The sequence below is a fragment of the Winogradskyella sp. genome (genome assembly GCF_013042245.1).
Classification (GTDB): Bacteria; Bacteroidota; Bacteroidia; order Flavobacteriales; family Flavobacteriaceae; genus Winogradskyella.
The window spans coordinates 1-25117 of sequence record NZ_JABDQL010000139.1 but is presented as its reverse complement, the minus strand read 5'-3'; the positions used below and the strand labels follow the sequence as shown (position 1 = coordinate 25117).

The window sequence follows — 25117 nt, the reverse complement described above, 5'->3', positions numbered from 1 at the left end:
TGCTTTAAACCTATTGAAGAATGAACATTCTAAAAAACTATCTATGAAAAGCAAAAGGCTTGAAGCTGGGTGGAATGAAGACTATTTGCTCAAAATATTAAATTTAAAAGTATGATTTTGCCCTGTTAATACAACTGGCAAAATTGTAGCATTAGCAAGTTTTGTTATAGGTACTATATTCTTAGCATTCTACCTTTATTATGGCGAAGATGTTGTAAGCATATATCTCGCTTTTATATTTATCGTAGCTGCAATAATTGTAAATATTGTTTTACTAAGCGTAATTGTTGGTGCAGCAATTCTGAATAAAATTAATCGGTTAGAAGCTTAAAAGACAATTACTGTTATGCTAATCAATATTCCTATCGCGATTCTTTATTTCTATATGATTATAACATTTCCTGGTCACAAATTTTTATTATGAAACATAAACACTTGAGACTACAATTCAACAAAACATACTTCATTTTAGCGATACTACTTTTTACTGTGGAAACGTGTATTGCATTGTTCTTAAAAACAGGATTTGTTCGTCATACTTTTGGTGATTATCTGGCAGTAATGATGATTTATACAGCGATAAAATCTATAGCAAACACAAAGGTTTGGCTAACTACAATTTGTATTAATAATATCATTTATAGTTGAATTCTTATAGCTCACTTCCTTTTTAGAAGTACTGAACTTACACAATTGCAAAGCTGCTGTTTTAATATTAGGCAATAGCTTTCAGTTTACTGATTTATTAGCATACACTCTTGGCATCATAACAATTCTTCATATTGGAACAAACTATAATGAAAACACTAAAACACTTATAATTCACAAATTTGAAAGCTTATCCATGCTGTTTTCAGTATTGATAATGAACTTTATTCTACTAATGATAAGAATAAAACTGAATAAATCTTTCTTTTACTTATTTCTAGTTTGGAATATTTTTTTAGCTATTATCCCCTATGTAATAACAAAGAACTGAGTTAAAAAACAAGCAATTTTAAGCTAATTTAGAAACAAAGTTTTCATCATAAGGCAATCCACTTTTTGCAATAGCAAAAGCCTGTTTAAGAGCTTATTGGCTACCGCAATCAATGCTACTTTTTTACTTTTCCTTTGGCCAGAATGCGCTCATATATTTACCTACATGCCTTTTTGTATTTACAGGCCGAAAAAGCGCACAAAAACAACTGGAATTATTACATTAGACTGGACACAAAGAATAGAGATTTAAAGTTGGAAAAATTAACGATATATTTGAGTTATAATTACATCTTCGTTGCCTTAATCTCAAATATCATGGGGAATAGCTGGTCTTCCATCCTATAAAGTCCGTCATCAGTTTTTATTAAATTAGGGAACACATCGTACGGGCTTTCATCATGCTCATTAAGATATTCAATTTGTAATCCAGCTTCTATTAAGGCGTTAACAACTTCACCAAGTCCATGATTCCAACCGTATTCTTTACTCACTATTTTTGACGATTGGTCGGCGTAAGTACCTTCATACTCGTCGTAAATCACCTCGTCTTGGTTATAATGGTATTTCATTTCGGGCTTCTCTTCATTGTAATCAAACATCCATAAAATCGGGTGAAATTCCACAATATAAAATATTCCTTCTGGTTTTAAACGTTCGGTAATCATTTTCGCCCAAGGTTTTAAATCTGGCAACCAACCAATTGTTCCATAACTTGTAAAGACGATATCAAATTTTTCAGAAACATGCTTTGAAGTATCAAGCACATTGCAACAAACAAATTTAGCATCAAGATGTAATTCTTTATTCAATTTTTGAGCAAGTTTAATGGCTTCGTCACTCAAATCAATACCTGTACACTTCGCTCCTAGTCTGCTCCAACTTAAGGTGTCTTGCCCAAAATGGCACTGCAAATGCAATAAAGATTTTCCTTTTACATTGCCCAAAGCTTTCAATTCATAAGGCATTAAAGATGTTTCACCAGCTTTAAACGCTTCCATTTTATACATTTCACTTTTCGCATGTATAGCCACCTTTTTATTCCACGTCGCTTTATTGATTTCAAAATAATTAGTATTCTCGTTCATGGTTGCGTAATTTTGAGTCTAAATTAATTTATCTTTTTTAATATGAAACCGTTATATACCATTCTTCTAATTTTTGCTTTAACAGCAAGTTGTAAATCTGATAAGACTAAAACTCAAACCGAAGTTGAAAAAGAATTGAGTATTGTCGAAAAAATTGCCAATGCTCACGGTTTTGAAAACTGGAAAAATGTCACTGAAGTACAATTTACATTTGCTGTGGATAGAGATACTATAAAAGGTAATGGGCGTTCTTGGACGTGGTTACCAAAACAAGATAGCGTTTACATGCGAGCCGGTGTGCAGAATGTAAGATATAGTCGAAAAAATCTAGACAGTGTACCAAAAAATGTAGACCGGGCATTTATTAACGATAAATATTGGGCATTTGTACCCTTTCAGTTAGTATGGGATAAAACGGCTACAATATCAGAAGCTAAGAAAGTAGAAGCTCCTATCAGTAAGACCCAAATGGACATGATTACAATTTTATATCCAAGTGAAGGTGGCTATACACCAGGTGATGCTTACGATATTTATTATGACCAAAATTATATGATTAAAGAATGGTCTTATAGAAAAGGTAACTCAGCAGAAGCCTCTTTGTCCAATACCTTTGAAAATTATAAAGATTACAACGGTATTAAAATAGCAACAGACCATAAAAAAGATGAAGGTAAGTGGAACCTAAATCTTACAAATATTAAAATAAAAACCGAATAAATTTACTTACCTCACAATGTAAGTTTCACGTTGGTTTTTCGACCAAATACGTATAGCTTACATTTTCCGCCTTCGGGCGCCTATATATATTTACTAGCGCTTTGTTTTCAAGGCGCTTTTTTTATGGCTTGCAAATCCGTATTTTTGTTAAACACCAAAATCAATCATACATTGTCTTATTATAAAACCGGTAAGGATTTTGCAAAAGCGCAAGACAAAAACGACCAACTAGCACATTTCCGGAATCAATTTCATATTCCAAAAGACGAACATGGAAAAGATTTGATTTATATGACTGGTAATTCTTTAGGTCTTCAACCAAAAATAACAAAAGATTACATTAACGAAGAGCTTGAAGATTGGGCAAATTTGGGTGTAGAAGGACATACTGAAGGTAAAAATCCATGGTTGCATTACCATGAATTTTTAACTGAAACTATGGCTGAAATTGTAGGTGCTAAACCTCTTGAAGTCGTAGTGATGAATTCACTCACGGCTAACCTTCATCTTATGATGGTTAGTTTTTACCAACCAACAGCAAAACGCTATAAAATATTAATTGAAGCAGATGCTTTTCCTTCAGATAAATATGCTGTAGAATCACAACTTAGGCATCATGGCTATGATGATAATGAAGGTTTAATTCTTTGGGAATCTCGTGAAGACGAAGAACTCGCCAATTACGAAGATTTAGAAACTATATTAGAAAAACAAGGCGATGAAATAGCGCTCATCATGATTGGTGGTGTTAACTATTACACGGGTCAGTTTTTCGACTTAAAACGTATTGCAGAACTTGGTCATAAGCACGGTTGTATTGTAGGCTTCGATTGTGCACATGGCGCAGGAAATGTGCAACTAAATCTTCATAATTCAGGTGCAGATTTTGCCGTTTGGTGTACCTATAAATATTTAAATTCTGGACCAGGTAGTTTATCTGGTGCATTTGTACACGAACGTCATGCCAGAAGAAAAGACCTAAACAGATTTACAGGTTGGTGGAGTCATAATAAAGAAACGCGTTTTAGAATGCGTGATGAATTTGACCAACTTCCTGGAGCCGAAGGTTGGCAATTAAGCAATCCTCCAATTTTATCAATGGCAGCTATTAGAGCTTCTTTAGATGTCTTTAAAGATGCTGGTTTTGATAAATTGTGTTTAAAATCTAAATCACTAACAGGCTATTTTGAATTTTTAATAAACCAATTAAATAATTCTGATATTAAAATTATTACACCTTCAAATCCTGAAGAACGTGGCTGCCAATTATCAATCCAGGTTAAAAATGCTGACAAATCATTACACAAAAAACTAACTGATACTGGCATTATTACAGATTGGAGAGAACCAGATGTAATACGATGTGCACCAGTACCACTTTACAATTCATTTATAGATATTTATGAATTTGTAGAAAGATTGAAAAACGTTTTATGAAAGAAAAACAACAAAACATATTAATAATCGGTGCAGGTTTATGCGGAAGCTTACTAGCCTTACGTATGGGACAACGCGGCTACAATGTTAACGTATACGAGATGCGCCCAGATTTACGAAAAACAGACATATATGCAGGTCGCTCTATTAATTTAGCATTTTCTGACCGTGGTAATAAAGGTATGAAACTCGTTGGGCTAGAAGAAAAGGTAAGAGAACTATGTATTCCTATGAATGGGCGCATGTTACATGACCGTGAAGGCAACACGTTTTTGTCTAACTACAGCGGAAGAGACCATGAATATATAAATTCTATTTCGCGAGAAGGACTAAATGCTATGCTATTAGATGAGTCCGAAAGGCATGAAAATGTAAAAATTCATTTTAATAAAAAGTGCCTTTCAGTAGATTTCGAAAACACAACGGCTCACTTTGAAGATTATCATACAAAAGATAAGTTTGTCGAGGATGCAGATTGTATCATAGCTACTGATGGTGCAGGTTCTGCTTTACGCAGAAGCTACTATTTAGAGCGTAAATTTCTGTTTAGTTTTTCTCAAGAGTATTTAACGCACGGTTATAAAGAGCTCACTATTCTCCCAACCGAAAATGGCGATTATAAAACCTATAAAAGTGCGCTTCATATTTGGCCTCGTGGTGACTTTATGGTTATTGCATTGCCAAATTTAGATGGCAGTTTTACAGTAACACTATTTTTGAGTTATGCAGAAGGCGAATACAATTTTAATAATTTAACTACACCAGTAATCGTCACAGAATTTTTTCAAAAAGAATTCCCGGATGCCTTAGCATTAATGCCTAACCTAGTAGAAGATTTCTTTAACAACCCAACGGCACCGTTAGGCACCGTAAAATGTTCGCCATGGCATTATAAAGGCAATACGCTATTAATGGGAGATTCCGCACACGCTATAGTACCTTTTTACGGACAAGGCATGAATGCCTCTTTTGAAGATGTTGTAGAATTTGATGCTATTTTAGACAAACATGAAGGTGATTGGGAAACTATTTTTAGTGAATACGGAAAAACCAGAAAAAAAGACACTGATGCTATTGCCGATTTAGCAATTGATAATTTTCACGAAATGAAAGACCATGTCGGTCAAGCCATATTTCAAGAAAAACGAAAAATAGAAATGGCTTTGGAGAAAGAATTCCCCGAAGACTATTCATCAAAATATAGTTTGGTTACCTTTAATGAGGACATTGGCTACAGAGAAGCCATGCTTAGAGGAAGAGCACAAGACAAGGCTATACTAAATATGCTCTCTGACGGTGTAATCACCACAGATGATGACATCAAAGATATTTTAGATAAAGTAAAAACAGAAACAGAGGCGATTTTAGAAGATGACAAAATCGCTGGATTACATTAAAAACATATGAGTAAAGATATTGTAACACCAAGAGGCGCATATCCACACACAAAGCGTGTAGGCGATTTTATTTTTGTTTCAGGAACAAGTTCTCGAAGACCAGATAACACCATTGCAGGTGTAGATATTATTGATGAGATGGGAACAAAACGATTAAACGCTTATACACAAACGCAAGAAGTTTTAAAGAATATTGAAAGTAACCTAGCTAAAGAAGGTGCTAGTTTAAAAGATGTTGTAGATGTCACTTCATTTTTAGTAAACATGAATGACTTTGCTGACTATAACAAAGCCTATGCAGAATTCTTTGAAAAAGAAACCGGACCAACGCGCACAACAGTTGCTGTGCACCAACTACCACACCCAGATTTGGTTATTGAGATTAAGGTTATGGCTTATAAGAAAGCATAATGAATATCCTAAACTACATCAACGGCAATTTTCACAATCCAATTTCTAATGAATGGATTGATAATTACAATCCTTCAAATGGAGAAGTTTATGGGCAAATACCTAATTCCACTAAAGATGATGTAGAAAATGCCTATATAGCAGCTAAATCAGCTTTTCCTATTTGGTCAAAAACCACTCTAGAAGAAAGAAGCCGTATACTCATTAAAATTTCAGAATTATTAGAAGCTAACTTGCAACGTTTTGCAGAAGCAGAAAGTAAAGACAATGGCAAACCAATTAGCTTAGCCAAAGCTGTTGACATACCAAGAGCAGCTAGTAATTTTAGATTCTTTGGAAATGCCATTACCCAATTTGCTAGCGAAAGTCACGAAAGTGTTGGGCAAAACGCCATCAATTATACTTTACGTCAACCGATAGGTGTTGTTGGTTGCATCAGTCCATGGAACCTTCCACTCTATTTGTTTACATGGAAAATCGCACCAGCAATTGCAGCAGGTAACTGCGTCGTAGCCAAACCAAGTGAAGTCACACCAATGACTGCCTATCTTTTGGGTGAAATCTGTAATGAAGCTGGTTTAACAAAAGGCGTATTAAACATAGTTCACGGACTTGGAGGTTCGACAGGACAAGCCATTGTAGAACATCCAGATATTAAGGCCATTTCATTTACTGGCGGTACAGCGACCGGCACACATATTGCAAAAGTTGCTGCTCCAATGTTCAAAAAACTATCTCTTGAATTAGGTGGTAAAAATCCAAATATCATTTTTGCAGATTGCGATTATGACGATATGTTAGAGACAACTGTTCGTTCTTCATTTGCAAATCAAGGTCAGATTTGTCTTTGCGGAAGTCGCATTTTTGTGGAAGCTTCAATATATGATAAATTTAAAATCGATTTTGTTGCAAAAGTAAAAGCGCTTAAAGTTGGTCATCCATCCGAAGATGATACTAACATTGGTGCCTTGGTTTCAAAATCGCACTTTGAAAAGGTAAAATCTTATATTACTAATGCTGAAAGTGAAGCCGGAAAAATTCTTTGTGGCGGAAATGAAGTCACTCTAAAAGGCTATGAAAAAGGATATTATTTACAACCCACAATCATCGAAGTTAAATCGAATAGTTGCAAACTTAACCAAGAAGAGATTTTTGGTCCAGTCGTTACAACCATGCCTTTTGAAACTGAAGAAGAAGCCTTAGAATTAGCAAACAATGTTAAATACGGTTTGTCTGCAACACTATGGACAAATAACTTAAAACGCACTATGCGAATGAGTAATGATTTACAAGCAGGTATTGTTTGGGTAAATACATGGATGATGCGAGATTTACGTACACCGTTTGGTGGTGTAAAAGCTTCAGGCGTTGGTCGCGAAGGTGGTTTTGAAGCACTACGTTTTTTTACAGAGGCTAAGAATGTATGTATAAAATATTGAAAAATAATCAAGATAATAGAAACAAGAACAAAGACTAAGATTGTCTTGCTTCTTGTTTCTTGAATCTTTTATCTCAAATAAATGAATTTAGAACTTAACAACAAATACGCCTTAGTTTGTGGAAGCACTGCCGGAATTGGTAAAGCAACAGCTATGGCATTAGCCCAAGAAGGTGTAACAGTAACACTCATTGCTAGAAATGAAGACAAACTTAAAGTTGTACTATCAGAATTACCATCACATAGAAACCACAATTATATCGTTGCAGATTTTTCAAACCCAAACGAATTAGAAACTAAAATTAAAAAATATTTAGCTTCAAACAAAGGCTTTCATATTTTAGTTAATAATACTGGCGGACCAGCAGGTGGACCAATTTTTAATGCTAAAATTTCAGAATTTGAATCTGCCTTTACACAACACCTAAAATGTAATCACCTCTTAGTTCAAGCATTAGCACCATTTATGAAAAGCGAAAATTATGGCCGTATCATCAATGTTATTTCAACATCTGTAAAACAGCCTTTGGATGGACTTGGCGTAAGCAACACCATTCGTGGTGCAGTAGCAAACTGGAGTAAAACTATGGCAAATGAACTTGGGCAATTTGGTATTACGGTTAATAATGTGCTTCCTGGCGCAACAGCTACGGAGCGTTTATCGAGTATCATAAAGAATAAAGCTGAAAAACAAAATACAACAGAAGATGAAGCTGCCAACGCCATGAAAAATGCAGTCCCAGCAAAACGCTTTGCCCAGCCAGAAGAAACCGCAGATGCTATTACCTTTTTAGCTAGTGCACGAGCAGCTTATATTAACGGAACTAACCTTCCGGTTGATGGTGGACGTACAAAAAGTTTGTAACTTTATAAATATAAAATTAACTGAAACTAAAGTAATATTATAAAATTCTGAATAAGATTCAGAATGACAAAAAATAAGATTTTATCATGAGTAAATTATTTCCACCTATAAATTTTAAAGATTGGATTGAGGAAAATCGTCACTTATTAAAACCACCTGTTGGCAATAAAGTAGTTTGGAAAGATGGCGATTTTATTGTTATGGTTGTAGGTGGACCAAATAGTCGAAAAGATTATCATTACAATGAAACTCCAGAATTTTTTTATCAGGTAGAAGGTGATATCGTCCTAAAAGTCATTGATAAAGGCACACCAAAAGACATCCATATTAAAGAAGGTGATATCTTTTTACTACCGCCAAAAGTACCACATTCTCCTCAGCGTGGAGCAAACACTGTTGGATTAGTCATTGAATATCCTCGGGAAGAAGGCGTAAAAGACGCGCTACTTTGGTTTTGTGAAAACTGCACAACAAAACTCTATGAAGAAGATTTTACTTTAGATAATATTGAAACAGATATGCCAAAAATATTTGACAAATATTATGGTGATGAAGCCAAAAGAAAGTGTCCTAATTGTAAAGCTTTGATGGAACCACCTAAGAAAGTTAAGCTCGATGACTAAAAGAAAACTTCGAATAAACGGCCATTCTCATCTGCTTCCCTATCCTGAAGAAATCCCTCAGTTTATGAAAGACAAAGGTATTTTTTGGGTGGATAAGGACCGAAAATTTATGCTTCAAAAAGATTGGAACCGACCTATAACAGACTCTAGCTTTTTTTTAAATGAAAAGCTAGCTTGGATGGAGCGTTTTAATATCGACCATGCAGTTGTTTTAAATCTTTCGCAACTTTACGGTAATGGCTTACGTGTTGAAGAGATGAAACAAGCGCTAAGATTTCAGAATGATTTTAATGCAAAAGTCCAGCAAGAGAACCCAAGTAAATTTACTTGTGGCTTTGTGGTTCATCCAGGATTCGTTCGTGGGGCATGTTGGGAAATTGAACGTTGTGTTGAAGAATTAGGTATGCAATTGTTATGCTTACCAACACATTACATGGATACTATTGGTACATGGCGTTGCATTTTTGATGAAGAAAATGAGCCTATTTTTGAGCTTGCTAACAAATATAATTTAGCTGTTGAAATTCATCCTTATGATGGCGAAAAATTTATAAAATTAGAAAACACATCTTGGCGTTTTCATTTAATTTGGATGTTGGCACAATGTGCAGATGCTTACCACTTTTTGACTTTAAATGGCTATCAAGATAAATATCCAAATATGCGAACTTGTTTTGCTCACGGTGGACAATTAGCGCAAATAAATTTAGGAAGACGTATTCAAGGTTTTGATGGTAGACCAGATTTATTTGAAGGAAAAAGTCACCCAAGAAAAGCTGTTGCACATCCTAATATCTTTTTTGATACATTAGTACACGATACAGGTGGATTAGAATTACTGATAAGAAATCAAACTTCAAAACAAGTATTAATGGGCTTAGATGACCCATATCCTTTAGGTGAAATGGAAAGTGAGAAGCAAAGTTCTTATCCCGGTAAAATATTAGATTTAGCTATAGAACGCAATATCATTACTAAAAATGAACGTGATGCTATTTGGGAAGACAATGTTATTCAATGGCTTTGTGGCGATAACCAACAAGCAAAAGACAAGTTGGTAAAACGAATACTGGGTTAATGCATTTTTTACCTGAAAAATTAGACGAGTACATTGTTTCTCACTCCGAAACTGAACCTAAATTATTACAACAGCTTACCCGAGAAACTTATCAAAAGATTTTGCAACCGATTATGCTTAGCGGTCCTTATCAGGGACGCGTATTGAGTATGATTTCTAAACTAAAATCTCCTAAAAGTATTTTAGAGCTTGGGACTTTTACCGGTTACTCGACACTTTGTTTAGCCGAAGGCTTAGCTAAAGAAGGTACAATTCACACGATTGATATTAATGAGGAATTAGAAGATTTTCAGCGTAAATATTTTAATAAATCTGGTTACGGCAAACAGATTATCCAGCATGTTGGGAATGCGTTAGAAATCATTCCTAAAATTGTACAAACTTTTGATTTGGTATTTATAGATGCGGACAAACCCAATTATAGCAATTACTTTCACCTCATCATAGATAAATTAAATTCTGGCGGAATAATACTTTCGGATAATGTACTTTGGCATGGAAAAGTAGTTGAAACACCTAAGTCTAAAGACACGTCTACAAAAGCTGTTTTAGACTATAACACATTACTTAAAAATGACCAGCGTATTGAAACTGTTATTTTACCAATTAGAGATGGTTTGACTATAAGCCGAAAAATTTAGCTTTTTATACAGTAACTAAAGGTATAAAAACAAAAAAACGTCTAAACACAGGTTTTTTTAAAGACACACCTAATGTGTTGGAGTAAAATTCAATTTTTAAAAAATTTGTATGTCCGTAATCAGTAATAATTTAGATTTCAAACACATTCTGTCACATTGAGTACTTCGACTTTAGTTTATACTGAGCAGAGTCGAAGTACTCAGCATAAACTAAAGTCGAAATGTCTTGCAAATCAAAAACTTAGATTTCTCGACTACACTTCGACCACGCTCTGTGACCACGCTCGAAATGACAGCTACATTCTGATTATTACACTTTAAGGATATACAGTTAAAAAATAACACTTGGGGAATTCTACGCCTTTTTTTAGATTAAAGCTTACGTTTTACTGAACCTGTAAAATCTTCGACCTCATCACGAACTTTATTTAATTCTTCCTTAATATCCCGTGTAACTTCAGTATCGATGATACCATTTTCTTTAGCGCTTTTAGTTACTTCGTGCTTAATGTCATTAGTAGCATCTTTGAGTGTACGCATCCCTTTACCTAATCCACGAGCAATTTCAGGGATTTTATCTGCACCAAAAACCATCACTACAATAAAGAGTATGAAAATGATTTCGGTTCCACCGATAAATAATAATGTAGATTGATTAAACATGATACAAATATAGAGTGAGTTTATGTAATAAAAAAAGCCGACTCGTTAAAGTCGGCCTATATTTTCAAAAAAACTGATTAATTAGTCTTTAATTGTGTTTTTAAACTTATCAAACTCACTGTCCTTAACCTCTTTTGGCCATGAGTTATTTGAAGTATCAACATCAGCTGTTTCTAAATCTGGATCAACTGTAATTGCTACAATTTCTTTATCACTAGCAATAGTGCTTGTTGCTTCTTTATCATTAAGTCTCCATATTTGCGCTGGGAAAGTTTCTTTTTTCTTAGTTCCATCTGCATAAGTATACTCTACAATTAAAGGCATTACCAAACCACCTGGTTTATTATAAGTTACTTGATAAAAATACTTTGGCGACTTCATTTCTTTTTGTTGCTCAGAAGTAAAATTGTCCATAATAAACTCCTTTACTGTTGGTAAATCTGAAATTGCATCTGTTTTATTAGCTGCAGCTGCAGCTTCATAACCTTCTTTTCCTTCTTCGATAAAATAGACGAGACTATTAGGGTCTCTATTATAACGTTCTGCCAATTTTTGCCCTTCTTCATTTGGTGTCGTTGTTATGGCATATTTCTTTACTTCCTTAATTCCTATGTCAGTATAATCTGTTGTATAAAACCAACCTCTCCAAAACCAATCTAAATCTACTGCTGAAGCATCCTCCATTGTACGGAAAAAGTCTTCTGGTGTTGGATGCTTAAATTTCCATCGGTTAGCATATTCCTTAAATGCATAATCAAATAAACCACGTCCCATTATGGTTTCTCTCAATATATTTAATCCTGTTGCAGGCTTAGAATAGGCATTACTACCAAACTGATAGGTATTAAGACCTTTGGTCATTATTGGTGCAATGTAATCTTGATTTCCGCCCATATATCTCACAATATTTTTAGCTGGTCCTCTACGTGAAGGATACTTAGTTTGTCCTGGCGATAGAGCTGCTGGATACCATTCTCCGAAGTCCTGCTCTGCTACATATTGTGTAAAAGTGTTAAGACCTTCATCCATCCATGTCCATTGACGTTCATCACTATTAATTATCATAGGAAACCAGTTATGACCGACTTCATGAATAATTACACCCATCATACCAAACTTAACACGGTCTGAGTATGTACCGTCTTTATTTGGACGTCCAAAATTGTAGCAAATCATTGGATATTCCATTCCCATAGGTGCATGAGCAGAGATAGCTTTGTGATAAGGGTAGTCAAATGTCATGCGAGAGTAACTCTTTAATGTACTTGCAACTACTTTTGTTGACCAATCTCCCCAAAGCGGATTTCCTTCTTTAGAATATAGTGATACTGCCATGACATCTTTAGTGTCTAGCTTAACTGCCATCATATCCCAAATAAACTTACGCGATGTTGCAAAACCAAAATCACGAACCATTTGAGCTGACAACTTCCACGTTTTCTTCTCTTTACTTTTAGTTTTTTCTGTTTTTTCGGCTTCTTCTTGATTTACTATTAAAACAGGTTCTTCGTAAGATTTTTGTGCCTTCTTAAAACGCTTCATCATTTCTTTAGAGAATACCTCTTCTCTATTTGTTAAATAACCTGTACCATCTAAAATATGATCTGCTGGTACTGTAATATTTACGTCAAAATTTCCAAATGGTAATGCAAACTCATCGCGTCCCCAAAACTGAGAATTTTGCCATCCTTCTACATCGTTGTATACAGCCATTCGTGGATAAAACTGAGCCATAACATAAATTCTGTTATCGTTTTCTTTAAAATACTCGTAACCAGAACGGCCACCATCTTTGACATGGTCGTTAATATTATACCACCACTTAATTTTAAAAGAAAACTGACCTCCTGTCTTTAATGCATTAGGCAATTCTACACGCATCATTGTTCTGTTAATCATATGCGGTAATTCTTTACCTTTTACATCTGTAACAGCTTGAATGTTAAAACCACCATCAAAACGCTCTTTTAAATACGTAGTTGCAACTCTTGAAGGTGTTGTTGCAGGACCAAAACCACTGCTATTAATCAATGGTGTTTTTGAGTCTCTTGCACGCATGTTTTGGTCTAACTGTACCCACAGGTATGTAAGCTCATCTGGCGAATTATTTGTATAAGTAATAGTTTCATTACCATATAATCTGGCTTTTTCATCATCTATTTCGATGTCCATTTTATAATCTGCCTGCTGCTGATAATATCCTGGACCTGGTGCTCCAGAACCCGTGCGGAACATATTTGGCGTTGCAAATTCATCATACAACTGCTTGAATTTGTTTTGGTTAGTGTGCCCTAGAGGTTTCTCTTGCTCTTCTGTATCTTGTGCAAATGCACCTACAGAAACAAATAAAAGCGCTAATAAGACGTGTTTAAAAATTTTCATAATTGATTTTGGTGTTTAAAAAATGATGCCTAAAGTAGAAAAAATGCTGATGTTTTAAATCTTTTTAGTCAAAGTTTAACACTGCTTTGTTATTCTGAGGAATAAGAATAAAGCTCTTATCTTTTCCATTTACTTTAGTACGTAGAATGTTTTGTTGCTTTGGATAGATATCAAATAAAACTTCGTTTTTAATTTCTAATGTTTTTATAAAGTCAATATTTTCAATCTCTAGATAACAATATACTATGTCATCTTTATACTCTTTTCCAATAAAATTAAAGTCGACGTCAGTAGTATTTACTTTTATATTTAGCTTAAACTTTAAATACTTTTCTATGTAAACATCTACCATTTCTGACTCCTCGTTTATGGCTAGCGTTATGGTTTGATCATAACGTTCACTAATTAATTTTTCGAAGTCATCAATAAATATTTGACTTATAATTTGAAGTGACTTTTGATTCTTTACGTATTCTACTTTTGTAACACTTACGTAATACTCATGTTTATGAGAATATGAACTAAATAATATAAATATTACAGAGAGAAAAATTATTTTTTTAAAATGCTTCATGTATTGTATTTGTATGGCTTATATGACAAATTATATGCCAACTAATCCTCTTTTGAATTTAAATTCTTTTTGTAAGCTAATAATTTTTTATCTAAGAACGGAATAACTTCTGTTGGGTCGTTACGTTCGCAAATTTCCTTGAAATTAGAATCGTCCATACAAAAGTAGAAATATTCTGTTTGTTGCGCATCACTCAATTCTTGCTTGTCAAATAAAGTTTTAGAATAAAAGTCTTTCATACGCTTCATGCACTTATCGCTTTCAGACAAATCTACAATCGCTTTTAGCTTTTTTGTACGACCACTTATTTTATTTAAAAGTTTATTTATATTGACTGTGCCCGCGATAATATAAAATGCCGCCATTTTACCATGGTTGGCATCGTAAAGTTTTCGCTCTTGAATTGTTTTTGGTTTTCCTGTATAGCCCGGAATACCTAAATCATAAAAATTAATTTTCTCTTTTAACTCTATATTCCCAACGTCCGAAGCAATATTTCCTGTGAGTACTCTTCCAACGTTGACTTCATCCAGTTCTGTCACTTTTTCTTCTAAATTAACTCGAAGATTATCTTCTTCCAAAGATTTTAAAGTCACAAACACCTCTTTTAACTCGTATCTTAGACCTGAAAAAACTAAAGTATCCATTGCCTTTGCTAAAATCTGAAAACTACCATCTGTGTCTGTAACTGTATATTTTACTGAAGATTTGTTAAGTATATGAATACCTTCAACATCTCCAGACGCAATAACTACGCCTTTAAGATTCTCTAATTGTGCATTACCATTTGCTGACAGAAGACCTAATAGAAAAACAAGTATCTTAATCTTCTTTAGCATCTAAAGTTAACTGAGTTTTAAATAATTTAAGCTCTTCTTTTAGAAACGTTATTGACGACAACACATTAGACGAATAGCATGCCTTTTGCAGATTTTCGCTATCTATGATATAATTAAAGAATCTATTTTGTAATTCTTCAGGCAAGTTTTCATCCTCAAAAATTAAATCTTTATAGGATACTTTTAGCTTTTCTACACAATTGATGTCTTTATCTAATGCTATTCTTTCTTTGAGTTCTTTTGTTTTTCCTGTAATTGCATTAATAAGACCAACTAACGGAATTCCACCACCAGATGTTGCTGAAATAAGCTTACGTTCGCTTAATGTTTTTGGTTTACCTGTATATCCTAGAATGCCTAAATCGTAAAAGTTTATGGGGGTTTCAATATCAAGATTTCTTAAATCTGAATCTATATCTCCAGTTAAAATTTTACCCACAGTAACTTGGTCTAATTGAGTAATATTTTCGGTAAGATAGACTTCCATTTTATTTTTTGAGATCATTGTTTTGGTAATAACAACTTCTTTTAATTTATAAGTAAGCCCGGAAAAAACTACGGTATCATTCACTTTTGCAGGAATTTCAAAATACCCATTTTCATCTGTTATATTGTACTTTAAGGCTGTTTTATTTAAGATATGTAAACCCTCATCACGTCCTACACCTATAACTTTTCCTTTTAACTCTATAAGCTGTGCAGAAGCAACAAGGCTAGAAGTTAAACAGATACCAAAAAATATAAGCTTTATAATTCTCACTGTTGTGCAAGTAGAAATAACTGACTTTGTTTTTGAAGAAACTGAATAAGATAAATTTCATTTTTTCTGTTTAGTAGCTCTTTCTCATAGCCTTTGTCTTCAACAAAATCGATAAAGGCTTCTGCTAAATCTGTTGGGATTTTAAAATTTTCTTTTAGAAATTTAGTATTGTAACGCTCTTCAATAGGACTTATAAGTTCTTGAAGTTCTTCTGCTTTTGTCTTAGGTTTATCTTTTGGCTTTACAAATAGTCTAAAGATGTTTACCATATTAAGACCGTTTCTAAATCTATTTTCATCTAACAGAGGATCATCAATCTTAGTTTTATTATCTGCCGAAAATTTGTAGTCATCAAAATCTTCTTCACCTTTAAAAACTTGAGACATTTCTACATTATAGGTTCTTACTGCTTCTGTATCTACAGATAAATTACCTGATAAATCGTAAGGTAAAACAATGACTTCGTCTAGCTTATTAATATCTTCAACCAAACGTACGGATACCTGACGCGATTTTATAATTCGCTCATCAATAACTATAGTAAAATCTTTGAATTGCAAAGCTCCAAATTCTAAAACGTCATTTTCTGCCACTTCAATCCTAAAGATGCCATTTTCATCTGTTGTTACACCATTTTTGGAACTTTGGTTATAAACTGTTATACCTTCTTTTTCATTAGTTTCAATATTAATACGACCATTTATCTCTACACGCACTATCTCCTGCGAATGCAAAAATACACTCAAAAAAATAGCTATAAATACAGAAATGACTCTCATGGTTGGGTATTAATCTATGTTATAAAAGTCGTTGTTGAAATCTTAAAAAGATAATAAGTGGGTGGTAAAATTTTGTTAAATGACTAATACAACTAATCGTTTGATTTCTTTTTTTGATTTAAAAAACTAATACTTTTTTGATTGAGTAGCTCTAAAAACTCTAACTCTCTTCCGTAATTGAGTAAGGTAAAATCGAAATCTTCACGTTCCACATATCTAATGAATTCCTCGACACGATGCTTTGGAATACCAAAATTATCTGATAAAAATTCTGAACCAAAATAGTATTTAATATCCTCTACAGGTACTTCTGGTATACCCGCTTTCTTTTTGTCTTTAACTTCGGAGCGAAATAACGGTAACAATAATTGATCAACGACATTGACTAAATTAAGACCATTAACCAAAGGTTTGTTTAACGATGTAGCATTGGTTAAATTTATATCATCTCTTATTAAGTCAGGACGGCTTTCAGTAAGCTCAATTTCTCGCTTTATCCCAAAATAAATAGCATCCATTTTTGGAGTAAATGTCTTTACAGACTTTAAATCCGTTTCAATCTCCCCCGTTAATTTACTTGCACTAAGGACAATTTCATCTAATTTATTAATTTGTTGAATTAAAAAAATATTTAATCTTTTGCTCTCAATAATTTTTCGACTAATAACCACGTCAAAATTTTGATACTGTAACGCCCTTACCTGGATTGTATCATAAACCCTTACGGCTATCGTAAACTTACCATAAGCATCAGTAGTGGTTCCTTGTAGTGAAGTTTTATTAAAAACGGCAATGTCTTTAAGGTCATCACCTTCAACTACAATTCTACCGTCAATCTCTACACGGTTTATTTGAGCAGAAGCAAAAACTGAAATTAATAGAAGTGATGTAAGTAGTAATTTTTTCATATTGAATTTTTTTTTTAATTTATTTTAAAAATGAAAATTGAATGTCCGTAATATGTCATAAATTGATTTTAATTTAATCTCTAGCATTGAGGACTTCGACTGTGCCCAGCATAAACTAAAATCTAAATGTATTAAAATCAAGTGCTTATATTTAGCTACGCTGAACCTTACGGTTTCTCGACTACACTTCGATTACACTTCGACTACGCTCTGTGACCACGCTCTGTGACCACGCTCGAAAATACAGAAAATCAGGTGTATTTTAGCTTATGATAGTTAGCATCTATACAAAAATGAAACATATTCACCTCTTAATACTATATTTTTACGTTAAATAAAGTATAAATAAAAAGATACAATTTGAAATCAGCTATAATTGCAAGCACCTCTACAATACACGGCAGTGGATATCTGGAATACTTAACCCCAATATTAGAAACCCACTTTAAAGGCGTGTCCGAAATTATTTTTATACCTTATGCTAGACCTGGAGGAATTTCGCATGATGAATATACAGCCATAGCTAAAAAAGCTTTTGCTAAAATAAATATTAAGATTATTGGGTTGCATGAATATAAAAATCCGGTCGAGGCTATTACAAAAACAAAAGGCATATTTACTGGTGGTGGCAATACCTTTGTTTTGGTAAACCAACTCTATAAAAACAAGATAATTAAACCTCTAAAAGAGGCTATTGAAAATGGCACGCCATATTTGGGAACAAGTGCTGGTAGTAATATTTGTGGCCTAACAATAAACACAACTAATGATATGCCTATTGTATATCCCCCAAGTTTTAAGACTTTAGGTATTGTACCTTTTAATATTAATCCACATTATTTAGACCCTATAAATGGAAGTACGCATATGGGAGAAACTCGCGAGACACGAATAAAAGAGTTTCACCAGTTTAACACTCAACCTGTGATTGGTTTAAGAGAAGGGAGTTGGATTGAAATAAAAAATAAATCGATAACCTTAAGGGGAAAGTTAGATGCTAGGGTCTTTAGCTATGATAAAGCTCCATATGAGATAACAACTAACACAGATTTAACATTCTTAAAATAACTATAAGTGCTTAAAAAAATGATAGCCCCATATTTCCATACCTTCATTACAGTAAAATTTGTGTGAAGGATAATTATTTACATACGTATTAAGTTATAAAGAATTACAACCTTTAGACTGACAATACCTATTAATCCAATCCATAAATTGCTTACCTAATCCCATACCTCTATATTCCTCTGATATGTATACATGGTCTAATTCTACAGATTTACCAACATAATGTCTTGTACAAAACCAAAGCCCTGTAACACCAATAAGTTTATCTTTATCAAAGACTACAGCACATTTGTAATTTTGCTCTATCACCTCTAGAAATCTTTCTTTTAAAAGAATCTCAGTTACACGCCCTACGTTCAATTTGTAAACAAGAGGTATAACTTGATGTATTTTAGTTTTATCAACCCGTTATGCATTTTGATTGAAATTTGTCAGTTAGAGTGGTTTTTCCAGTCAAAAACTGGAAAAATTGTATCGAAAACAAGAATTTCAATGTCAAAAAATCTTATTCTCGATACTTTTTCCTTTGAAAGAAACTCGAATTGACGATTTTTTTTTGCACTTAAAAGCTCAAAATGCACAACGGGTTTTATCAATAATTTTAAATAAAAATTCCATAAGTATTTTAATCTGGTAGTATTTTTTTAATTGTCGCTTCTGATAATTCTCTAAAATCAACATGTTGATTGCATTTGCTAATTGAACCTAGGACCTAATATTCAATTATAAATTTGATATTTATTTTTGCAAAAAAAAATTAAAATTCAAATTCTAAACACTTATTACGTTTAATCGGTGTTAATTTCAGTTAATCAGTTTTATTAAGGTTCTAGAATATTAATTCTATTAATAACCAGAGGTAATTATATTTTTGTTTATAATTTTTTTACTTTTGCCAAAACACTATATATCCCCAATAGTTAAATTGTCAAATAAATTTAAAATATCGGTCGTTTTAATTTTATTGGTTCTTATACCTGTATTGTCTTTCTCACAAGTCAAAATTGGTGACAACCCATCTCTCATTGACCCAAATTCTGTCTTAGAATTAGAAAGTAACAACAAAGTTTTTGTTCTTACAAGACTTACAAATACACAAATAAATGCGCTTATCCCTTTACCAGGTGCTTTAGTCTATAACATAGACCTAGAGTGTATTTTTGCTTTTGATGGCGTTAATTGGAAAAACCTTTGTGATGAGCCATTAATAAACGTTACTAGCACTGCTCCTACAAATAATGAAATTGGTGATTATTGGTTTAATCCCAGCAACAACATAGCTAGTATATGGAACGGTACTGAATGGCTTCCTATAAATATTAATCCTCGTCGCGGAAATGGACCTCCAGATGCATCCATAAACAATCCTATTGCTGGAGATATCTATGTCGATGATACCAATGGCGATTTATACACTTATGATGGTACTAACTGGATACTTTTAAACCAATCTTTAACTGCTGATAATGGACTAACAATCTCGGCGAATACCATACAGCTTGGTGGCGCTTTAATAAGTCCCACTATTATAACAACAGACAGCACAAATACACTTGCATTACAAGGTCTAGAAGACACAACTTTAGATGGTACAAATAGTATTGTTGTAGTAGATGATACTACCGGAGAATTAAAAAAAGTATCCGCAACAAATTTAGTGCAACAACAACAAGTTGTTATTATTGCTACCGAGGGCCAGTCTCAATTTGCATCTCCGCTTAACGCCATTGATATTAATAAAATAGATGTTTATAGAAATGGTGTTAGGATTGCTTTTACCATAGTAAACACAACAACCATAGAAGTCGAACCTGAAGCTGCATGCTTTGCAGGTGATGAAATACGAATCGTACAATTAAATTAAATAAATCAGAAATTAATAATTAAAACAAGTAAACATGAAAACAAATTTTTTAAAATTAGGATTAGCATTAGTAGCTATATTAACCTTTAGCCTGGGTAATGCACAACAAACTACTGGCAATGTTGGTAAGGGAGAAGACGTAAGTCAATCAAGTGTTCTGGACGGAACAATTAGAGTGATTGACAATAAAGGAACTAAGAAATTTCTTCAAGTCAAAAATGGTCTTACACTTTTAACTGATGCTACTCCAGATGGTGGATATGTTTCTACATGGCAATTAGGTGGTACATTAACTGATGACACTTACATAACTGCTGACGGAAATATTTTTGCATTAGACGGATTATCATTAGAAACTGGTGCTGCATCTGTAAATGCAATAGACGGAGACAATGCACAACCAGGAACTACAACAGCAACAGGATGGACCTTAATAGTACGTGATGAAGCTACTGGAGAACTTAGAAAACTTGCTGCAACAGATTTAATTCAAAGTGGTCAAGAAGCATTTACTGCAACTGCTGGGCAAACGGCTTATGCATTAACAGGAGCTCCTGTGTTACCAGCATTTGAACAAGTATATGTGTACCGAAACGGTGCTAAATTAGTAGCAAATGTAGATTATACCGTATCCGGCTCTACTGTTACATTAGATCCAACTGGTTTAGCACCTAACGATTGGGCTGTTTTAGCTGGTGATGTTATAGAAGTTCAATTTGTTAAATAATACAAATACTTAATCCCTTGTTTAACAAAACTAATTATATAATTCTAATCTTGACATTGGCTGTTTTTTATACAGCCAATGCTCAAGAAATTAGGGTTATTGACAACAAGGGAACTATACAAACAATACGGAATAATCAAGTTACCGTAGATGCAACGGCGCCAACAAATCCAATAGAAGGTGATGTTTGGTACGATACAAATACAACACCAATTATTGTTAAAATCTGGGTTGAAAGCAGTAGTGATTGGGAGCCTATACCCGGAAACTTGAGCAAAACAATAATACTCAACAGAAACGGAGGTAGCCTACCAAATGCTACTAATACTTTTTTTGACTTGCCATTGACCGCAGCAAATCTAGTTACTAACAATCCGGGGTTATATAGCGTTACTGGGACGTCAGAAATTACTATTATAGAGACAGGTAATTATCTTATTAGTGGTGAATTATCCGCCACTAACATGCCAGCGGGCGATACAAAATATATACTAGGTGTTTTTGTTAATGGAATAAGGGTAGGTTATTTATCTAGAGGATTTGCATCATTGCCTGCTAGAGATTATTGGGGAACAACTGGTACACTGATGTACCAACTTAATGCAAACGATATTGTAAAAATACGTTATGTATTGAATGCTGGTAGCACTTTAAATTCTAATTTTAGCAACATTGGTATAACCAAAATCTAATTCAATTTTTATAAACTTGAAAAGAATTAATCAAAAAATATATAATACAATTCCAAGGAGCATTTTATTTAGCTCAATTATGATTATTTTTTCGATTTTTAGTTCTTTATCTCAAGAAATTAGGGTTATTGATAATAAGGGAACCATAGAGACTATAAATAATAATAGTGTAACAACATCAAATACAGCTCCAACAAACCCTGTTGAAGGAGATACATGGTATGATACTAGTGGTACAACCTCAGTAACTAAAACTTATGACGGTACAAATTGGATAGCTAATTCGACTAACGTATATACTGGGTTTTTTATAATAAGCGGAAGCGGTCCAGTTTCAGTTACTGGTATTCCCTTTCAGCCTAGTCAAGTAACTTTTGTTGCTCACGCTAATGTAGAATCTTTAGACATTGGCACAGAAGATACAGGCGCTGATGCAGGTGCTAGTATTGGTAATAACGCTAGAGGTATTTATAATTCTTTTGGTACCATGAATGGTTTTGCAAGAGCCAATAATGATGGGACTACAACCCAACAAGTCATTTATGTTGGCGGACACGGTAACTCCATTAATGATATATCACGATACGCAAGTCGTACAAATTGTATTGGTGTAAGATTTGGAAATCAAAATGGAGATAGTCTAGGGATTATTAGAGCTTCATTTGGAGGTTTTACGTCATCTGGTTTTAACCTAACAGCAACTTACATTAATGGTACAGTCTCGGCAAGTACAACTAGCACTAATTTAGTAGTGAGAGTTAGACCTGATGATGTTCAAAATGAAGATTTAGTTGTTTTATTTACAGCGTACAGATAATGTATGAAAAACTATATTTTCATATTATTAATATCTAATGTTTGTTTTTCACAACAAGCTTTACAAAACTCTGGTAATATTCAAATTCACCAAAATGGTGAAATAGGATTCCACATTGATTTAATAAATAACGGTACTTTTAATCAAAATCTGGGTTTAGCAGGATTTTACAACACAAATAACCCGTTGTCAATTTCAGGAACAGAAATACCCCGTTTTTTTGATGTAGAAGTTGATGTTGTAAATCATTTATTTCTAGATATCAATACCGAAGTTGCCAATAGCCTTGCTTATATAAATGGAGATATTATTACACCAAGAAACACCCCTAACATATCTCTAGACTACTTAGAGAATGCCTTTTATGTCATAGAAGAAAATATAAAAAACACTGATGGTTATGCTAGTTTTAATGGTAATATAGAGTTTAGTTTTCCTATAGGTGATGATGATAAGCTGCGTCCCTTAATAACAACAAACAACATACCTAACACTATTATTAAAGCAGCTTATTTTAATGAAGACCCAAATTTTCCTTCAATATTTACTACTAGTTTTAATACAAATAGTATAGAATCTATTATAGATGAAGTAAGCATCCTAGAATTTTGGGATTTTGATGGCCCAGATAATTCCTTTGTAACACTCACTTGGGATAGTGATAGTGATATAGATATTCTGGTCCCAGATTTATTGAGTCTTCGCGTTGTTGGATGGCATATCGCTGATCAGGAATGGAAAGATTTAGGTAACTCTAATGTTACAGGTACTCTTACCGAAGGCACTATCGATTCTTTCTTATTTAATCCTTTAGATTATGAAATCCTCACCTTTGGCTCATTAGTTACCGAAGATGAGTTGGAAATATATAACCTATTCTCACCTAATGGAGATGGCACTAACGAAACATTTGTGATAAAAGGTATAGAGAACTTCGAGAATGAACTCAAAATATATAATCGCTGGGGAAATATTGTTTATGACGCATCCAACTATCAAAATGATTGGGATGGAACTTCTAATGCTGGAAGAGTTGTAAGACGAAATCAAAAGCTCCCTGCAGGTACTTATTTCTACACTTTAGAACTTAAACCTTCTAACAAAACTACAACTGGTTGGCTTTACTTAAATTACTAAGTAAAAAAAATCAAATAAAAACTTCATCACCTTTTCGTATTTTGGAATACTAAATCATTTCAAGATGAGAAGAGTAAATTTTAAAGTCTGATTATTAATAGGTTTGGCTGTTGTCGTATTTTCCTTTTTAAGACGTTGCAGTCAACAAGAAACAAACCCTTACACTGGAAGAACACAAGCTATATCATTATCACCAGAACAAGAAATTGCTATTAGCTTACAAAGTGCTCCTGTCATGGCACAACAGCACGGTAGCTTACATCTAGACAAGAGATATCAAGCGCTTATAGACCAAGTTGGTCAAAAACTCGTTAATAATAGTATTGCAAAAAACACACCTTATAAATACGATTTTCATTTACTAGCTGATGATAGAACTATCAACGTATGTGCACTTCCTATTGGGCAATGCTATATAACCTATGCACTGTTTTCTAAACTCGAAAACAAAGATCTACTTGCAGGTGTACTAGGGCACGAAATCGGTCATGTTCTAGAAAAACATTAAAACGAACGTATTACAGATTCTAAGTTTTGGCAAACTTTAGTTATGGGTGCTGTCGCCGTAGACATGGGAGCTGTAGCCCAACAATACGGACAAGGCAAATTATAAGCTAATGGTAGAAATGATGAGTTAGAAAATGACGAGCTTGGTGTTTTCTTTAGGATTAAAGCTAGCTTTAATCCTAAAGAAATGATTGGTGTTATGCAAATCTTAAAAAATGCTGCAGGACCAAATAGACAAGCTAAATTTCAAAGCACACATCCAGACCCTGAAAACAGAATTAAAAAAATAAGAGAAACTATTTCTAAACACAAAAAAGCATCCTAAAACGGATGCTTTTTTAACTAACTAACTAACTCAAATAAAATTATCTTATTTAGATACTTTATTTCTTAAAACGCTTAAGAAACTGTGCAGCTTCTGCAGCGTTTGTTTTTTCTGCATGGCTTACTGCAGTTAAACCTTTATCGCAAGTAGCATGGATTTTAGAACCAGCTGTGATTAATACCTTAATAACCTCTACTCTATTATATCTTGCTGCATAATGAATAGGCATCATTCCATTAGATTTTTCATTAACATCCAAACCATTATTTAATAAGGCTATATTCTAATATATGACTGAATTAGTACTTGTTCTCCATAATTCCCAAGCGGATTGCCCTGTAATGGCATATAATGCAAACTCCTTTAGGCGTTGATTATTATTCTTAATCCGCTCAAGTA

Annotated in this window: 26 protein-coding genes and 2 pseudogenes; 17 read left to right on the top strand and 11 right to left on the bottom strand. The window is 33.5% G+C overall.

Going from position 1 to position 25117, the window contains the following annotated elements; genetic code table 11:
* Positions 1-997: 997 nt before the first annotated feature.
* Together HKP48_RS10970 and HKP48_RS10965 are read right to left on the bottom strand one after the other, a co-directional pair.
* Positions 998-1187, bottom strand: a pseudogene (locus HKP48_RS10970) (IS110 family transposase); the annotation flags it as partial.
* A 78-nt stretch (positions 1188-1265) separates the two neighbouring features.
* Positions 1266-2066 (bottom strand): class I SAM-dependent methyltransferase, encoded by an 801-nt coding sequence (locus HKP48_RS10965; RefSeq protein ID WP_296345766.1) that lies wholly within the window; start codon positions 2064-2066, stop codon positions 1266-1268.
* 42 nt (positions 2067-2108) lie between these two features.
* Between HKP48_RS10965 and HKP48_RS10960 the strand changes: the two genes are divergently transcribed.
* The 9 genes from HKP48_RS10960 (at position 2109) to HKP48_RS10920 (ending at position 10676) form a co-directional block, all read left to right on the top strand.
* Complete coding sequence (locus tag HKP48_RS10960) at positions 2109-2786, top strand: hypothetical protein (RefSeq protein ID WP_296345764.1); 678 nt, start codon at positions 2109-2111, stop codon at positions 2784-2786.
* Positions 2787-2957: 171 nt separating this feature from the next.
* On the top strand, positions 2958-4223 hold the full coding sequence (gene kynU / locus HKP48_RS10955) for a kynureninase (RefSeq protein ID WP_296345769.1): 1266 nt from the start codon (positions 2958-2960) through the stop codon (positions 4221-4223).
* Positions 4220-5620: an NAD(P)/FAD-dependent oxidoreductase gene (locus HKP48_RS10950; RefSeq protein WP_296345761.1), complete on the top strand. Its 1401-nt coding sequence runs from the start codon at positions 4220-4222 to the stop codon at positions 5618-5620. Before kynU ends, HKP48_RS10950 begins: the two co-directional genes overlap by 4 nt.
* A gap of 6 nt (positions 5621-5626) precedes the next feature.
* The gene (locus HKP48_RS10945) at positions 5627-6031 is read left to right on the top strand and encodes a RidA family protein (protein ID WP_087492848.1); all 405 of its coding nucleotides are present in this window, start codon (positions 5627-5629) and stop codon (positions 6029-6031) included.
* Positions 6031-7470: an aldehyde dehydrogenase gene (locus tag HKP48_RS10940; RefSeq protein ID WP_296345757.1), complete on the top strand. Its 1440-nt coding sequence runs from the start codon at positions 6031-6033 to the stop codon at positions 7468-7470. The genes HKP48_RS10945 and HKP48_RS10940 overlap by 1 nt, the downstream gene beginning before the upstream one ends.
* A gap of 81 nt (positions 7471-7551) precedes the next feature.
* Positions 7552-8334 (top strand): SDR family oxidoreductase, encoded by a 783-nt coding sequence (locus HKP48_RS10935; protein ID WP_296345755.1) that lies wholly within the window; start codon positions 7552-7554, stop codon positions 8332-8334.
* Positions 8335-8420: 86 nt separating this feature from the next.
* Positions 8421-8957, top strand: coding sequence for a 3-hydroxyanthranilate 3,4-dioxygenase (locus tag HKP48_RS10930; RefSeq protein ID WP_296345752.1), 537 nt, complete (start codon positions 8421-8423; stop codon positions 8955-8957).
* Complete coding sequence (locus HKP48_RS10925) at positions 8950-10035, top strand: amidohydrolase family protein (RefSeq protein WP_296345748.1); 1086 nt, start codon at positions 8950-8952, stop codon at positions 10033-10035. Before HKP48_RS10930 ends, HKP48_RS10925 begins: the two co-directional genes overlap by 8 nt.
* Positions 10035-10676 (top strand): O-methyltransferase, encoded by a 642-nt coding sequence (locus HKP48_RS10920; RefSeq protein WP_296345746.1) that lies wholly within the window; start codon positions 10035-10037, stop codon positions 10674-10676. The genes HKP48_RS10925 and HKP48_RS10920 overlap by 1 nt, the downstream gene beginning before the upstream one ends.
* 372 nt (positions 10677-11048) lie before the next feature.
* Here HKP48_RS10920 and HKP48_RS10915 read toward each other — a convergent pair whose 3' ends face one another.
* The 7 genes from HKP48_RS10915 to HKP48_RS10885 form a co-directional block, all read right to left on the bottom strand.
* Positions 11049-11339, bottom strand: a complete 291-nt coding sequence (locus tag HKP48_RS10915; protein WP_296345744.1) for a twin-arginine translocase TatA/TatE family subunit — start codon at positions 11337-11339, stop codon at positions 11049-11051.
* A gap of 81 nt (positions 11340-11420) precedes the next feature.
* The gene (locus HKP48_RS10910; protein WP_296345742.1) at positions 11421-13721 is read right to left on the bottom strand and encodes a M1 family metallopeptidase; all 2301 of its coding nucleotides are present in this window, start codon (positions 13719-13721) and stop codon (positions 11421-11423) included.
* Between the two features lie 64 nt (positions 13722-13785).
* Positions 13786-14295, bottom strand: a complete 510-nt coding sequence (locus tag HKP48_RS10905; RefSeq protein WP_296345739.1) for a DUF6702 family protein — start codon at positions 14293-14295, stop codon at positions 13786-13788.
* A gap of 41 nt (positions 14296-14336) precedes the next feature.
* Positions 14337-15134: a carboxypeptidase-like regulatory domain-containing protein gene (locus HKP48_RS10900; RefSeq protein ID WP_296345737.1), complete on the bottom strand. Its 798-nt coding sequence runs from the start codon at positions 15132-15134 to the stop codon at positions 14337-14339.
* Positions 15118-15894, bottom strand: coding sequence for a hypothetical protein (locus tag HKP48_RS10895; RefSeq protein ID WP_296345735.1), 777 nt, complete (start codon positions 15892-15894; stop codon positions 15118-15120). The genes HKP48_RS10900 and HKP48_RS10895 overlap by 17 nt, the downstream gene beginning before the upstream one ends.
* Positions 15891-16673, bottom strand: coding sequence for a carboxypeptidase-like regulatory domain-containing protein (locus HKP48_RS10890; protein ID WP_296345732.1), 783 nt, complete (start codon positions 16671-16673; stop codon positions 15891-15893). Before HKP48_RS10890 ends, HKP48_RS10895 begins: the two co-directional genes overlap by 4 nt.
* Before the next feature lie 92 nt (positions 16674-16765).
* Positions 16766-17581 carry a hypothetical protein gene (locus HKP48_RS10885; RefSeq protein ID WP_296345730.1) on the bottom strand — a complete coding sequence of 272 codons (816 nt, stop codon included), beginning with the start codon at positions 17579-17581 and terminating at the stop codon, positions 16766-16768.
* 360 nt (positions 17582-17941) lie between these two features.
* Here HKP48_RS10885 and pepE point away from each other — a divergent pair, with 360 nt between their 5' ends.
* Positions 17942-18649: a dipeptidase PepE gene (gene pepE / locus HKP48_RS10880; protein ID WP_296345728.1), complete on the top strand. Its 708-nt coding sequence runs from the start codon at positions 17942-17944 to the stop codon at positions 18647-18649.
* Between the two features lie 93 nt (positions 18650-18742).
* Here the strand turns inward: pepE and HKP48_RS10875 are convergent, their stop codons facing one another.
* Entirely contained in the window at positions 18743-19009 is a 267-nt protein-coding gene (locus HKP48_RS10875; RefSeq protein ID WP_296345726.1) for a GNAT family N-acetyltransferase, read from the bottom strand.
* Between the two features lie 622 nt (positions 19010-19631).
* On the opposite strand from HKP48_RS10875, the gene HKP48_RS10870 reads away from it, so the two are divergent.
* The 7 genes and pseudogenes from HKP48_RS10870 to HKP48_RS12305 form a co-directional block, all read left to right on the top strand.
* Entirely contained in the window at positions 19632-20513 is an 882-nt protein-coding gene (locus tag HKP48_RS10870; protein ID WP_296345724.1) for a hypothetical protein, read from the top strand.
* A 34-nt stretch (positions 20514-20547) separates the two neighbouring features.
* Positions 20548-21240, top strand: coding sequence for a hypothetical protein (locus tag HKP48_RS10865; RefSeq protein ID WP_296345722.1), 693 nt, complete (start codon positions 20548-20550; stop codon positions 21238-21240).
* Between the two features lie 56 nt (positions 21241-21296).
* On the top strand, positions 21297-21932 hold the full coding sequence (locus HKP48_RS10860) for a hypothetical protein (RefSeq protein ID WP_296345720.1): 636 nt from the start codon (positions 21297-21299) through the stop codon (positions 21930-21932).
* A gap of 79 nt (positions 21933-22011) precedes the next feature.
* Complete coding sequence (locus HKP48_RS10855; protein WP_296345717.1) at positions 22012-22749, top strand: hypothetical protein; 738 nt, start codon at positions 22012-22014, stop codon at positions 22747-22749.
* 3 nt (positions 22750-22752) lie between these two features.
* Positions 22753-23886: a gliding motility-associated C-terminal domain-containing protein gene (locus HKP48_RS10850; protein ID WP_296345715.1), complete on the top strand. Its 1134-nt coding sequence runs from the start codon at positions 22753-22755 to the stop codon at positions 23884-23886.
* 103 nt (positions 23887-23989) lie between these two features.
* On the top strand, positions 23990-24394 hold the full coding sequence (locus HKP48_RS12310; RefSeq protein WP_363928615.1) for a M48 family metalloprotease: 405 nt from the start codon (positions 23990-23992) through the stop codon (positions 24392-24394).
* A gap of 123 nt (positions 24395-24517) precedes the next feature.
* Positions 24518-24718 (top strand): annotated as a pseudogene (locus HKP48_RS12305) (M48 family metalloprotease); the annotation flags it as partial.
* A 58-nt stretch (positions 24719-24776) separates the two neighbouring features.
* Here HKP48_RS12305 and HKP48_RS10840 read toward each other — a convergent pair.
* Positions 24777-24998, bottom strand: coding sequence for an ankyrin repeat domain-containing protein (locus HKP48_RS10840; protein ID WP_296345767.1), 222 nt, complete (start codon positions 24996-24998; stop codon positions 24777-24779).
* Positions 24999-25117 lie beyond the last annotated feature (119 nt).